This is a genomic window from Flavobacteriales bacterium (assembly GCA_029248105.1).
GTDB lineage: Bacteria > Bacteroidota > Bacteroidia > Flavobacteriales > UBA7312 > UBA8444.
The window spans coordinates 44,696-59,218 of sequence record JAQWJZ010000010.1 but is presented as its reverse complement, the minus strand read 5'-3'; the positions used below and the strand labels follow the sequence as shown (position 1 = coordinate 59,218).

Annotated in this window: 14 protein-coding genes; all 14 read left to right on the top strand. The window is 35.7% G+C overall.

Features of this window, described 5'->3' with window-relative positions; all coding sequences use genetic code 11:
• Positions 1–14: 14 nt before the first annotated feature.
• Positions 15–416: a DNA-processing protein DprA gene (locus tag P8I29_01660; GenBank protein MDG1916503.1), complete on the top strand. Its 402-nt coding sequence runs from the start codon at positions 15–17 to the stop codon at positions 414–416.
• On the top strand, positions 397–666 hold the full coding sequence (locus P8I29_01655; protein MDG1916502.1) for a T9SS type A sorting domain-containing protein: 270 nt from the start codon (positions 397–399) through the stop codon (positions 664–666). The genes P8I29_01660 and P8I29_01655 overlap by 20 nt, the downstream gene beginning before the upstream one ends.
• Positions 667–817: 151 nt before the next feature.
• Positions 818–2,167 (top strand): NADP-specific glutamate dehydrogenase, encoded by a 1,350-nt coding sequence (gene gdhA, locus P8I29_01650; GenBank protein ID MDG1916501.1) that lies wholly within the window; start codon positions 818–820, stop codon positions 2,165–2,167.
• A gap of 67 nt (positions 2,168–2,234) precedes the next feature.
• Positions 2,235–3,425 (top strand): glycine C-acetyltransferase, encoded by a 1,191-nt coding sequence (gene kbl, locus P8I29_01645; protein ID MDG1916500.1) that lies wholly within the window; start codon positions 2,235–2,237, stop codon positions 3,423–3,425.
• 102 nt (positions 3,426–3,527) lie between these two features.
• On the top strand, positions 3,528–3,977 hold the full coding sequence (gene rplM, locus P8I29_01640) for a 50S ribosomal protein L13 (protein MDG1916499.1): 450 nt from the start codon (positions 3,528–3,530) through the stop codon (positions 3,975–3,977).
• 2 nt (positions 3,978–3,979) lie between these two features.
• Complete coding sequence (gene rpsI / locus P8I29_01635; protein MDG1916498.1) at positions 3,980–4,366, top strand: 30S ribosomal protein S9; 387 nt, start codon at positions 3,980–3,982, stop codon at positions 4,364–4,366.
• 92 nt (positions 4,367–4,458) lie between these two features.
• Positions 4,459–5,238: a 30S ribosomal protein S2 gene (gene rpsB / locus P8I29_01630; protein MDG1916497.1), complete on the top strand. Its 780-nt coding sequence runs from the start codon at positions 4,459–4,461 to the stop codon at positions 5,236–5,238.
• Positions 5,239–5,271: 33 nt separating this feature from the next.
• Positions 5,272–6,093, top strand: a complete 822-nt coding sequence (gene tsf, locus P8I29_01625; GenBank protein ID MDG1916496.1) for a translation elongation factor Ts — start codon at positions 5,272–5,274, stop codon at positions 6,091–6,093.
• 64 nt (positions 6,094–6,157) lie between these two features.
• Complete coding sequence (pyrH, locus tag P8I29_01620) at positions 6,158–6,865, top strand: UMP kinase (protein MDG1916495.1); 708 nt, start codon at positions 6,158–6,160, stop codon at positions 6,863–6,865.
• Between the two features lie 10 nt (positions 6,866–6,875).
• Positions 6,876–7,430 (top strand): ribosome recycling factor, encoded by a 555-nt coding sequence (gene frr, locus P8I29_01615; protein ID MDG1916494.1) that lies wholly within the window; start codon positions 6,876–6,878, stop codon positions 7,428–7,430.
• Positions 7,431–7,607: 177 nt separating this feature from the next.
• Positions 7,608–9,908, top strand: coding sequence for an MMPL family transporter (locus P8I29_01610; GenBank protein ID MDG1916493.1), 2,301 nt, complete (start codon positions 7,608–7,610; stop codon positions 9,906–9,908).
• Positions 9,905–10,765, top strand: a complete 861-nt coding sequence (gene rfbA / locus P8I29_01605; GenBank protein MDG1916492.1) for a glucose-1-phosphate thymidylyltransferase RfbA — start codon at positions 9,905–9,907, stop codon at positions 10,763–10,765. The genes P8I29_01610 and rfbA overlap by 4 nt, the downstream gene beginning before the upstream one ends.
• Positions 10,762–11,727, top strand: a complete 966-nt coding sequence (locus P8I29_01600; GenBank protein ID MDG1916491.1) for a polyprenyl synthetase family protein — start codon at positions 10,762–10,764, stop codon at positions 11,725–11,727. The genes rfbA and P8I29_01600 overlap by 4 nt, the downstream gene beginning before the upstream one ends.
• Positions 11,728–11,813: 86 nt before the next feature.
• Positions 11,814–14,522 (top strand): 2-oxoglutarate dehydrogenase E1 component, encoded by a 2,709-nt coding sequence (locus tag P8I29_01595; GenBank protein ID MDG1916490.1) that lies wholly within the window; start codon positions 11,814–11,816, stop codon positions 14,520–14,522.
• The last annotated feature ends 1 nt before the right edge of the window (position 14,523 follow it).

Sequence of the window (14,523 nt, the reverse complement as noted above, 5' to 3'; positions counted from 1 at the left end):
ACGAATTTAATGTCATGTCACAAGAGCTTGTTTTTCAATTAGGGCTTTCACTTATTAAAGGTGTTGGTCCAGTAACCGCCAAAAAGTTAATTGCTTATTGTGGCGGTCCAGAAGCCGTATTTAAGGAGAAGATTTCTAATCTAAAAAAGATTCCAACTATTGGGAGTGCCTTAGCTAATGAAATACAAAACCCCACTGTTCTGAAAAGAGCTCAAGAAGAAATTAATTACATAGACAAACATAAAATAGAAGTATTGTCATTTTGGGATTCACATTACCCATATCAATTAAAACAATGTGTTGATGCACCTATTTTGTTGTTTAGTAAAGGAAAAATAGAGTGGAACGATAAACCCATCATTAGTGTTGTAGGCACTCGCAAGGCCAGTGCAAACGGTGGGCTTAAAGTCATATAATCACGCAAACTTCCATCTGTATTCCAATCCTGCTAAAGATTTAATACATATAAAGTTTGACGTAGCTGAAAATCAATCTAAACTTCAGTTGATCGATGTTTCTGGCAAAATAATATGGAAGAAAGAATTAAACTCAAATGAGCTTGAAACTCTTCAATTATCGACAATTAATTTTGCTCGAGGTATTTATTTTTTACAATATCAGACAGAATCAAACATGAATAATATCAAAAAAGTCATCCTATATTAAATTAGTGTACTACTTACACCATGTAAAAGCTGTTTAGATTAGGTCATTAAAAAAGTTGATGATATGCTATTTTTTAGTCCAAAATTTTCAAAAAAAAATCATTTGAATATTGAAAAATGATACATTTGTTGGCGAAAAATAACTAACTATTATGTCTGTAAAACACCAAGATAAAATAGATGCATTCATGCAGAATGTATTAGCTAAGGATGGTCATGAGCCCGTTTTTATTCAAGCAGTGCAAGAAGTAGCTGAAGCTATAATTCCATTTATGGAAGACAATCCTAAGTACAAATTTTCAAATCTATTGGAGCGTATTGTAGAGCCTGAAAGGACTATTATTTTTAGAGTTCCATGGGTTGATGATAGTGGAAATACTCATGTGAATAGAGGTTTTAGAGTCGAATTTAATTCAGCAATAGGACCTTATAAAGGAGGATTGAGATTTCATCCTTCTGTTAATTTGGGAATCCTTAAGTTTTTAGGCTTCGAGCAAGTGTTTAAAAATTCACTTACAACACTTCCTATGGGAGGAGGAAAAGGAGGTTCAGATTTTGACCCTAAAGGAAAATCAGACAACGAGGTTATGCGTTTTTGTCAATCCTTTATGACTGAATTGAGCCGTCATATTGGACCTAACACGGATGTTCCTGCGGGTGATATTGGCGTTGGTGGTAGAGAGATTGGCTATTTATTTGGTCAATACAAGCGCATACGAAATGAGTTTACTGGCGTTCTCACGGGCAAAGGTATTAATTGGGGAGGTTCACTAATTAGACCTGAAGCTACAGGATATGGAACGGTATATTTTGCTCAAAATATGTTAGCTACTAAAAACCAAGATTTTAAAAATAAGGTAGTTGCTATCTCTGGCTCTGGTAATGTAGCCCAGTATGCTTGTGAAAAAGCTACACAGCTAGGCGCTAAAGTTGTTACGCTTTCAGACTCTTCAGGATATATCTACGATGAAGATGGTATAGATGCCGAAAAATTAGCCTTTGTCATTGATTTAAAAAATGTCAAAAGAGGTAGAATTAAAGAATATGCTGAAAAATTTAATTGTGAATTTTTTGAAGGTCAACGACCTTGGTCCGTCAATTGTGATATTGCGCTACCGTGTGCCACGCAAAACGAATTGAACGGTGAGGAAGCAAAAACACTTATAGCTAATGGCTGTATCTGTATTTCTGAAGGAGCAAATATGCCATCTACACCAGAGGCTATTGAAGCCTTCCAGGCCGCAAAAATATTATTTGCACCGGGCAAAGCCTCTAATGCAGGAGGTGTAGCAACATCAGGTTTAGAAATGTCACAAAACTCTCTAAGAATGAATTGGACTAGAGAAGAAGTTGATGAAAAGCTCAAGCGAATTATGAAAGATATTCATACCTCATGCGTAAGATATGGCACTGACGGCGATTTCGTTGACTATGTTAAGGGAGCGAATATTGCTGGTTTCGTCAAGGTGGCAGACGCTATGTTAGACCAAGGCGTGGTATAAGTTTCAAAATTAATTTTTTACAAAGGGAGGAAACTCCCTTTTTTCTTTTCTAAAAATACTTAATAAGATGTACGGTAAATTAAAAAATCAATTAATAGAAGAACTGAAATCAATTAAAGATTCAGGGCTATATAAAAATGAAAGGACAATTGTTACTCCTCAAGGGGCTGATATCCGTGTCTCTTCAGGTGATGAGGTTGTCAATTTTTGTGCAAATAATTATTTGGGGTTATCTTCACATCCTCGAGTAATTCAAGCCGCTAAAGATGCTTTAGATACACATGGTTTTGGATTATCTTCAGTAAGATTTATCTGTGGAACCCAAGACATCCATAAAACATTAGAACAAAAAATAGCTGAATTTTTAGGAACAGAAGACACCATCTTATATGCTGCTGCATTTGATGCCAATGGTGGTGTTTTTGAACCACTGTTTGGTAAAGAAGATGCTATTATTTCTGACGCATTGAATCATGCTTCCATAATTGATGGTGTCCGATTGTGTAAGGCTGCTCGTTACAGATATAACAACAACGATATGGCTGATTTGGAACAGAAATTGATAGAGTCTCAAGCCCAGCGCAACAGAATTATTGTAACAGATGGTGTTTTTTCAATGGATGGTTATATCGCTCAGCTAGATAAAATATGTGATTTGGCTGAAAAGTATGATGCTTTAGTTATGGTTGATGAATGTCATTCAACAGGTTTTGTTGGAAAAACAGGACGAGGAACTCATGAGTATCACAATGTAATGGGCAGAGTTGATATTATCACCGGTACTTTAGGTAAGGCTTTGGGTGGTGCAATGGGAGGGTTTACTTCAGGTAGGAAAGAAATAATAGATATGTTAAGACAACGTTCTAGACCCTATCTTTTTTCTAATTCTTTAGCACCATCTATTGTTGGTTCTGCCATCGAAGTGTTGGATATCTTATCTTCCTCAACTGATTTGAGAGATAAGTTAGAAAGCAATACTTCTTACTTTAGAAGTAAAATGACTGACGCTGGATTTGATATTAAGGAAGGCGTTCACCCCATAGTTCCCGTTATGCTTTATGATGCAAAAACTTCGCAAATCATGGCTGACAAACTACTAGAAGAGGGGATTTATGTGATTGGATTCTTTTTCCCTGTTGTGCCTAAAGATCAGGCTAGGATTAGAGTTCAAGTTTCAGCGGCACATACCAAGGAGCACCTAGATAAAGCCATAGCTGCATTTACTAAGGTTGGTCGTGAAATGAAAATTATCAACTAATTATGGTTAATAAAATTTTGTTGAATTAAAATAAAGTTCTACTTTTGCCGACCCTTTGGAATGTGGTATTTCAAAGTGTGTTAATAATAAAAGTAATTTATAGTGGATACACTAAGTTATAAAACGGTATCAGCAAACAAAGAGACTGCTAACAAGCAGTGGGTTTTGGTCAATGCTGAAGATTTGGTTTTAGGTCGTTTGGCTTCACAAGTAGCATTTATGCTAAGAGGAAAGCACAAAACCAATTTCACTCCTCACGCAGATTGTGGTGACAATGTAGTAGTTATCAATGCAGATAAGATTCGTTTGACAGGACAGAAATGGACTGATAGAGAGCACTTTAAGCACACAGGATATCCTGGTGGACAAAAAAGGATTTCTCCAAAAGAATTGTTTGATAGAGACCAAACATCATTAGTGCGCCAAGCTATAAAAGGTATGTTGCCGAAAAACAAATTAGGTAGCGCTCTCTATTCAAACTTACATGTGTATGCTGGCACTGACCACAAGCACGAAGCACAACAACCCAAAGAAGTAAAAATTAAACTATAACGATGGATACAATACACACCATTGGAAGAAGAAAATCTGCCGTTGCTCGTATATACATGAGCAAAGGAAAAGGAAATATCACTGTAAATAATCGTGAGTCTGATAAGTATTTCACTACAGCTACTCTACTTTATAAATTAAACCAACCATTCAGCTTAGTTGACATGGAAGGCAAATTTGACGTTAAAGTAAATGTAAGCGGTGGTGGTATTACTGGTCAAGTAGAAGCAATACGATTGGCAATTTCTCGTGCATTATGTCAACTAGATTCTGAAAACCGTCCAGCTCTTAAAGTTGAAGGTTTGATGACTCGTGACCCTAGAATGGTTGAACGTAAAAAACCAGGACAGAAGAAAGCACGTAAGAAATTCCAGTTTAGTAAGCGTTAATATCTTAGGATATTGTTTAGTATCTAAATTACTTAGACTATAAACCATACTACTAAGTGATTGTTAATTAATGAATGTAAACAATTTAAAAAATGTCTAGAACAAATTTCAAAGAATTATTAGAATCAGGTGTACACTTTGGACACCTAACAAGAAAGTGGAATCCCAAAATGGCTCCTTATATTTTTATGGAGAAAAATGGTATTCACGTTATTGATCTTAACAAAACTATTACAAAATTAGATCACGCTTGTGCTGCACTTAAGCACTTAGCAAAGTCTGGTAGAAAAGTAATGTTTGTTGCAACAAAAAAACAAGCCAAAGAATCTGTATCATCTCATGCTGAAAGAGTGAATATGCCATACATTACAGAAAGATGGTCTGGTGGTTTACTTACCAATTTTGCTACTATCCGTAAGGCAATTAAAAAAATGAACTCTATCGACAAAATGAAAGCCGATGGAACAATTGATACACTTTCTAAAAGAGAACGTTTACAAGTGTCAAGAACACGTGATAAACTGGATAAAAACTTAGGTAGTATTGCTTCAATGAACAGAATACCTGCAGCATTATTTGTGGTAGATATTCACAGAGAACACATTGCTATAGCAGAAGCTAAGAAATTAGGGATACCTACTTTTGCAATTGTTGATACTAACTCTGATCCAAATCAAGTTGATTTCTGTATTCCTGGAAACGACGATGCTAGCCGTTCAATAGAAAAAATAGTTTCTCTTGTAACAGACGCTATTCAAGAAGGTCTTTCCGAAAGAAATTCAGAGAAAGAAGCTGCGGCCTCTGCTAAAGCTGAAGCTAAACAGGCTACTGCTGAAGAAAAGAAAGTAGAAACTCCTGCAGAAGAAAAATAAAACAATAAATTAACTTAATAATACTTTTACGAAATGGCAAAAATAACTGCTGCTGATGTAAATGCACTAAGGAAGCAAACCGGTGCTGGAATGATGGACTGTAAAAAAGCTTTAGTTGAAGCCGAAGGCGATATGGCTCAAGCTATTGACATTCTTAGAAAAACAGGTCAAAAAGTGGCTGCTAAACGAGCAGATAGAGATGCTACTGAAGGTGTAGTTTTATCTGCTACTGACGGACAATTTGGTGCGCTAATTGCACTAAACTGTGAAACAGATTTTGTAGCAAAAAATGAAAGCTTTATTTCATTAGCTAAATCTTTCTTAGATGTAGCAATGGCTAACAAGCCTTCTGATTTGACCGCTTTAAAAGCATGTATGCTTGGCGATATGACTATTGAGGATAAAATTATCGAGCAAACAGGTGTTATAGGTGAAAAATTAGATTTATCATCATACGAAACTATAGAGTCATCTCAAGTTTCAGCTTACATACACGGTGGAAATCGTTTAGCTACTTTGGTAGGTCTTACAGCTGTTGTTGATGAGCAGGTGGGTAAAGATATAGCTATGCAAGTAGCAGCTATGAATCCTATTGCTCTAAATAAAGAATCCGTGTCTCAAGCAACAATTGATAATGAAATTGATGTAGCTAAAGACTTAGCTCGTCAGGAAGGAAAGCCTGAAGAAATGCTAGAAAAAATAGCAATGGGACGTTTGAACAAATTCTTCAAAGAAAATACCTTGCTGAACCAAGAGTTTATCAAAGAATCTAAGACTCCAGTATCTCAGTATTTAAATAAAATTGAGAAAGATTTAACGGTCACAGACTTTAAAAGAGTCGGACTTGGAGTTTAATTATAACTAAATCTATTAAGAGAGTGTTTTTCACTCTCTTTTTTTTGCCTTAAATTAGCGCACTATGAAGTATAAGAGAATTCTTTTAAAATTAAGTGGCGAAGCCCTAATGGGTGACAAACAATTTGGTATTGATACAGAAAAGTTATCATCTTATGCCAATGAAATAAAAACAGCAATAGATTTTGGTGTTGAAGTAGCAGTAGTTATTGGAGGAGGAAATATCTTCAGAGGCGTTCAGGTTGAAGGTCAAGGACTAGATAGAGTTCAAGGCGATTATATGGGCATGTTGGCAACAATAATTAATGGAATGGCTCTGCAATCAGCTTTAGAAAAAGCAGACGTTGAAACTCGATTGTTGACCGCTATTAAGATGGAGCAGGTAGCAGAACCTTTTATTCGTCGTCGAGCAATGCGCCACTTACAAAAAGGTAGAGTTGTCATATTTGGTGGCGGGACAGGTAACCCTTACTTTACTACTGATACAGCTGCAACCTTAAGAGCTATAGAAATTGAAGCGGATGTTATTTTGAAAGGTACTCGAGTAGATGGTATTTACACTGCGGATCCAGAAAAAGATGATTCAGCGACCAAGTACGACACTATCACATTCAAAGAAGTTTATGAAAAAGAGCTTAATATAATGGATATGACGGCTTTTACTTTGTGTAATGAGAATAAATTACCAATTGTTGTTTTTGATATTAACAAAAAACAAAACCTATATAAGATGCTTCAAGGTGAGTCTGTTGGCACCTTAGTTAACTTTTAGATTTTAAAATATGGAAGAAATAGAATTTATATTAGATAGTGCGAAAGAACAAATGGATGGCGCCATAAAGCATTTGGAAATATCTTTTTCAAAAATTAGAGCAGGTAAAGCTTCTCCTCAAATGTTAGATAATGTAAGTATAGACTACTACGGCGCAATAACACCTTTGTCACAAGCATCAAATATCAATACCCCAGACGCTAGAACTATCTCTGTTCAGCCTTGGGATAAAAGTATGCTTGAAGTAATGGAAAAAGCTATTATTGATGCCAACCTAGGGTTCAATCCGATGAATAATGGAGAAATGATTATTATAAACGTGCCGCCATTAACTGAGGAGCGAAGAATCCAGCTTGTAAAACAAGCTAAGTCAGAATCCGAAAATGCCAAAGTTAGTATACGTAACGCCCGTAAAGATGCCAACGACGAGTTGAAAAAATTGAGTGGTATCTCTGAAGATGTATTAAAAGACTCAGAAGCAGAGGTTCAAAATATAACCAATGAGTTTGTTGCAAAGATTGATGCTTTCTTCTCCAATAAAGAGCAAGAAATACTGACTGTATAAACTCTATTTTAACAATTGATAAAAAAGCTCGATTTTTCATCGAGCTTTTTTTTTGGCTCTGAATTTTATCACTAATTTAGCAGTCCCTATAAATAAACTATGTGGTTAACTATTGCCAGAGTAATTCTTAGATACAGAGCTGTTTTCATATGGATGATATTAGTGACCACGTATTTTATGGTACAAAAGTCATCTGATGTAAGTCTTTCCTATTCTATGGCTCGCTTGCTCCCCAAAAATTCTGACGCTCAACTAGATTACAATTACTTTGTCGAAAAATTTGGCATAAAGGATAATGTGATGATTATTGGAGTCAAATCAGACGACTTTTTTGACTTTGATAATTTTAAATCGTGGCAAGATTTTGCAGATAGTATTAAATCAATTCCTGGAGTTGAAGAGGTTTATTCCATCACAGATGCAGTTGATTTAAAGAAAAGTAAAGAAGAAAAAAAGTTACTTATCGAACCACTATTTGATAAGATAACAACACAAACGTCTTTACAAAAGGCTGTTGTCAATTTAAAAGAACTGCCATTTTATGAAGATAGACTAATAAGCGACAGTGCCATGCTTATGTTAGTTTCTTTGAGTAATGACTTTGTGACAAGTGGCAAACGAGTTAAGATGATTAACTCAATAACAGATTTAGGAAATATATATACTTCTGCAACACAAAAGGAAGTATTGTATTCAGGATTGCCATATATACGTATTGTTAATTCTGAAATGATCCGTAAGGAAGTGGGCTTATTTATCTTTTTAGCTCTTTTAGTCACTGCTATTATTTTATTTTTCTTCTTTAGATCTGTCAAGGTTATGCTAATTTCAATGGTAGTCGTTGGAATTGGCGTTGTTTGGTCTTTCGGAACTCTTGGTATCTTGAACTATGAGATAACAATTCTTACTGCTTTAATACCACCTCTTTTAATTGTTATTGGTGTGCCCAATTGTATTTTCTTGATTAATAAATACCATAATGAATTTAGGATGCACGGCAATAAGTCACGAGCATTGATTCAGATGATACGAAGGGTAGGGAATATTACTATTCTAACCAATACAACTACCGCACTAGGGTTTGCTACTTTTATACTAACTTCGAGCAAAGATTTACGACAATTTGGTTTAGTCGCATCCATTAATATTTTTGCTGTTTTTATTCTATCCTTATTGCTCATTCCCATAGTTTTTAGCTATTTAAAGCCTCCTAAGAAACGTCATACTAGTCACTTAGATAGAAACTGGTTAAATAGTATGATTCAAAAAATAACCTACTTCGTAACTGAAAAAAGAGCCATTGTTTATTCGGCAACGATTGTGATTATTTCAATAGCTATTTTCGGGCTTTTTCAGATGCGTATAGCGGGAAATATTACTGACGATATGCCTCAAGAGTCGACGCTTTATAAAAACATTAAGTTTTTTGAAAAATACTACAGTTCAGTTATGCCTTTCGAAATAATTATCGATACACACAGGAAGAACGGTATTACTAGGCTATCAACTTTAAAACGTATTGATCAATTAACGGATACCTTGCTACTCTACAATGAGCTTTCAACCCCCCTTTCTATAATTGATCCCATTAAGTACTCTAAACAAGCCATTTATAATGGCAACAAAGAATTTTATCGTTTGCCGAATTCTCAGGAGAAAAGATGGTTGTTAGATTACACTATCAACAGTGAATCACCTAACGAATGGATGAATGCTCTTGTTGATGAAAATCAACAAATAGGACGAATCAGTTTAAACGTCACTGATATAGGCACTTCACGAATGAAGGAGTTAAAAGAAGAGCTGCGTTTGAAAGTTGATGAAATATTTAATCCTGAAAAGTATAAAGTTATTTTAACGGGTGCCAGTGTAGTCTTTTTAGAAGGAACAACTTATTTGGTTAAAAATCTTTTTATCAGTTTATTTTTAGCGATTTTATTGATATCCATCTTTATGGCTTGGATGTTTAATTCATTCAGAATGGTAGTCGTATCTTTAATTCCCAATTTAATTCCCCTACTTATAACGGCATCAATTATGGGTTATTTTGGGATATCTATTAAGCCATCTACGATTTTAGTTTTTAGTATAGCCTTTGGTATATCTGTTGATGATACGATTCACTTTTTAGCAAAATACCGTCAAGAATTAAAGTACAGAAACAACAATATTAAAGACTCGGTTGTTGCCGCAATAAATGAAACAGGTGTAAGCATGTTTTACACTTCAATTGTTTTATTCTTTGGATTTTTTATCTTTATAGCCTCTCAGTTTGGGGGTACACTAGCCTTAGGTTTGTTGGTGTCAATTACATTATTAATTGCTTTAATGTCTAATCTAGTAGTTTTGCCTGCCATGTTGTTGAGTTTAGAAAAATCACTTATTGAAGAAGCAATAAGTGACCCTTTACTTGATGTATTTGACGAGGAAGAGGATATAGAATTAAAGGAATTAACAATAAAGAACAATAACGAATGAAAGGAATTATCCTAGCCGGAGGATCTGGCACTAGATTACATCCTTTAACTTTAGCGGTGAGTAAGCAGGCACTTCCTGTTTATGACAAGCCTATGATTTATTATCCATTATCCACCTTGCTATATTCAGGAATAAAGGAAATACTGATTATTTCTACACCTCATGATTTGCCTGTTTTTCAGCGGTTGCTGGGCGACGGATCGTCTTTAGGGTGTCGTTTTGAATACAAAGTACAAGAAGTGCCCAATGGATTAGCTCAAGCCTTTGTCTTGGGAGAAGAATTTATTGGTGACGATAAAGTTTGTTTAGTTTTAGGTGACAATATCTTTTATATGAAGAGTCAAATTTTACAATCTAGTACCGATGTTGACGGAGGCTTAGTGTTTGGGTATCATGTTAATGATCCAGAACGTTATGGAGTAGTTGAGTATGACGATAACTTCAGTGTTATAAGTATTGAAGAAAAGCCTAAAAATCCAAAGTCTAACTTTGCTGTTCCAGGATTGTATTATTACGATAATGACGTTATTGAAATAGCCAAAAATATTAAGCCTTCAGCAAGAGGTGAGTATGAAATTACAGATGTGAATTTAGAATATCTGAAAAGAGGAAAGTTAAAAGTTCAAACCTTAGGTCGTGGCACTGCATGGTTGGACACAGGCACTTTTAAATCTCTTATGCAAGCCAGTCAATTTGTACAAGTTATTGAAGATCGACAAGGTCGTAAAATAGGATGTATTGAGGAGGCGGCCTACAAAATGGGTTTTATTGATGACAATCAATTACAGAAATTAGCAGAGCCATTAGTGAAAAGTGGTTATGGAAATTATTTACTATCCTTGTTAAAGAAGAGATGAAGTCTATAGATGAATTAAGAACATTAGTAGAGCAAGAATTGTATGGGCTAAAATACCCAAACTCTCCTGCAGATTTGTATTCGCCCATTGAATACATATTATCATTAGGCGGAAAACGTATGCGTCCCATACTATTGTTGTTAGCACATCAGCTATTCGATAAGGATATGCAAAAGGCTATAAAGCCTTCATTAGCCATTGAGGTTTTTCACAACTTTACCTTGTTGCATGACGATATTATGGATAAAGCGCCAGTCAGAAGGGGTAAAGCAACAGTACATACTAAATGGAATGAAAATGTAGCTATTTTGTCAGGAGACGCTATGCTTATTCAGTCTTATCAATACTTGTGCGATTTGCCCTCAGATCAGCTATCAAAGTGTTTATCGGTATTCAATGAAATGGCTATTCAAGTTTGTGAAGGTCAACAGTACGACATGGATTTTGAAATTCAGGCTGAAGTAGGCATGGATTCGTACCTAAAAATGATAGAATATAAGACGGCAGTTTTGTTAGGCGCATCTTTAAAGATGGGCGCTATTATCGGTGGAGCTACAGAAAAGCAAGCCGACTCACTGTATGAATTTGGTAGAAATATTGGAATCGCTTTTCAGCTTAAAGACGATTTATTGGATGTTTTTGGTGATGAACAAACTTTTGGAAAACAAGTTGGTGGTGATATCATTGCCAATAAAAAAACATGTCTATATCTCAAAGCGCTTTCTCTTTCAGAGGGTAAGCACAAGATGGAGTTGGTAAACCTTTACAGTTCAGAGTCCATGAATGATACGGAAAAAGTAGAGCGTGTGAAGTCCATTTATGATGCTATGGATATGCAAAGCCACATTCATATTTTGATAGATGATTACTACTCTAAAGCGATGAATTTTTTAAATTCTATAGACGCTGATTTAAGCGAATTGGAACGCTTTGCATCACTATTAAAGAAAAGAGAAAACTAAGCCTACCCTTGTACTCATAAAAATAGGGCGAATTATGGGTAGAAAAATCAATAAAATTCAATAGTTTTGCTTTAACTGAAAAATTGATGGCAAACAAATTTTCTTTTCTAGGGGCTGTTCATACCAACATGATAGAAATCATGTATGAACAGTACATTGAAAACCCCGAATCTGTAAACGAAGAATGGCGTAATTTCTTTACAGGTTTCGATTTCGCTAAAGAAGTTTATTCTGAAGAAGATGAAGTTCCTGAAACATTTAAGAAAGAATTTCAGGTTATTAATCTTATTGACGCCTATCGTAAAAGTGGTCATCTTTTTACCCATACCAACCCTGTTCGTGAAAGGAGAAAGTACTCTCCTACACTAAATATTGAAAATTTTGGACTTGAACAGTCTGATATGGAAACTGTATTTCAGGCAGGTAGTCAAGTAGGCATTGGTCCTTCTAGTTTAAAAGATATTATAGCACACCTTCAGCAAGTATATTGCCAATCTATAGGGGTAGAATATATGTACATTCGTAAGCCCGACCAGGTAGAATGGATAAAAAACAGATTACATAAAAATAGCAATACGCCAACATTTAGTTCTGAAGAAAAGAAACAAATACTACGCAAATTAAATCAAGCTGTAGCCTTTGAAAACTTCTTACATAAAAAGTTTGTTGGTCAGAAGCGATTTTCTTTAGAAGGTGCAGAAGCCTTGATACCGGCTCTTGATGCACTTGTAGAAAAAGGTGCTGGGATAGGAGTTGAAGAATTTGTAATGGGTATGGCACACAGAGGCCGACTGAATGTTTTGGCTAATATTTTCAATAAGACTTACAGAGATATTTTCTCAGAGTTTGAGGGCAAAGAATACGATGACCGCCTTTTTGCTGGCGATGTAAAATACCACTTGGGATATACTTCCGAACAAAATTGTAATAATGGTAAGAAAGTAAAAATGTCACTTTCGCCTAATCCTTCACACCTAGAGGCTGTTGACCCTGTTGTACAAGGAATTTCTCGTGCCAAGATTGACCAAAACCACAAGGGTGACAATTCTAAAATCGTTCCAATACTTATTCACGGCGATGCGGCATTAGCAGGTCAAGGAGTAGTATATGAAGTCATACAAATGGCACAGTTAGACGGCTACAAAACGGGAGGAACTATACATATTGTAGTGAATAATCAAGTAGGTTTTACTACCAATTACTTAGATGCTCGTTCTAGCACCTATTGTACAGATGTCGGTAAAGTTACTTTATCACCCGTTTTTCATGTTAATGGTGACGATGTAGAAGCCGTAGTACATGCAATGGAAATTGCCGTAGAGTATCGTCAAAAGTTTCATAAAGATGTATTTATAGACCTTTTATGTTACAGAAAATATGGACATAATGAAGGCGATGAGCCTCGCTTTACCCAGCCCATGCTTTATAAGGCTATTAGCAAGCACCCTAATCCAAGAGAAATTTACAATCAGAAGCTTATTGGAGAGGGAATTGTAGGGGCTAATATTGCTAAGGAAATGGAGCAAGAGTTCAAGCAATTATTGCAAGACCGATTTGACGAATCCAAAGAAATAGAAAAAGCCTATATCACTCGATTTATGCAAAGCGAATGGGGCGGCTTTAGAAAATCTCAAGATGCTGATTTTGTACAATCGCCAGACACTTCAGTGCCAATGCATATTTTAAAAGAAGTTGCTAAAAAGTTATATACCGTTCCTGAGAATGATCTTTTATTTAAAAAGACTCAACGTTTGTTGGCCGACCAGAAAAAGATGGTAGAAGAAAGCAACCGATTAGATTGGGGTATGGCCGAGTTATTAGCCTATGGTACTTTACTACACGAAGGCAACCCTATTCGTTTGAGTGGACAAGATGTTGAAAGAGGAACTTTCTCTCACCGTCATGCGGTATTAAAGCTAGAAAAATCAGAACAGGAAATAGTTCCCTTAAATAGTATAAACCCTAAGGCTCAGTTTGAAGCTTACAATTCTTTGTTATCGGAATATGGTGTATTAGGTTTTGACTATGGTTACGCTATGGCATTACCGAATAGTCTGACTATATGGGAAGCTCAATTTGGTGATTTCAGTAATGGGGCACAAATAATGATAGACCAATTTATCTCTAGCGCAGAAGATAAGTGGAAGACCTACAATGGTCTAGTGATGCTTTTGCCACATGGTTATGAGGGGCAAGGTGCTGAACACTCTAGCGCTAGAATGGAACGCTACTTGCAAATGTGTGCTAAGCACAATATGCAAATAGTCAATTGTACTACACCGGCTAACTTTTTTCATGTGTTGAGAAGACAATTAAGACGAGAGTTTAGAAAGCCATTAGTTGTATTTACACCTAAGAGTTTATTGAGACATCCTTTATGCGTTTCCACTTTGGAAGATCTATCGACTGGTCGTTTCCAAGAATTGTTTGAAGACACACAAGTAAAGCCTTCTGAAGTAGAAAAAGTGGTGTTTTGCAGTGGTAAAATCTATTACGAATTACTACAAGAAAGAGAGAAATTAGGTCGAATGGATGTGGCTTTAGTTCGCTTAGAGCAATTGTATCCACTACCTGAAGAAAAGATAAATGCTGTTTTAGAAAAATACAAAGGCAAGCCCTTAATATGGGCTCAAGAAGAACCTAAAAATATGGGCGCTTGGACGCATATCCTAAACCGATTGCAACACTTGCCTTTTGAGCTAATTGCCTCTAGACCGAGTGCGGCTACTGCTTCCGGTTCGAGCAAACAAGCGGCTCACAGACAACGATTAATTATAGAAGAAGTTTTTAAATAGA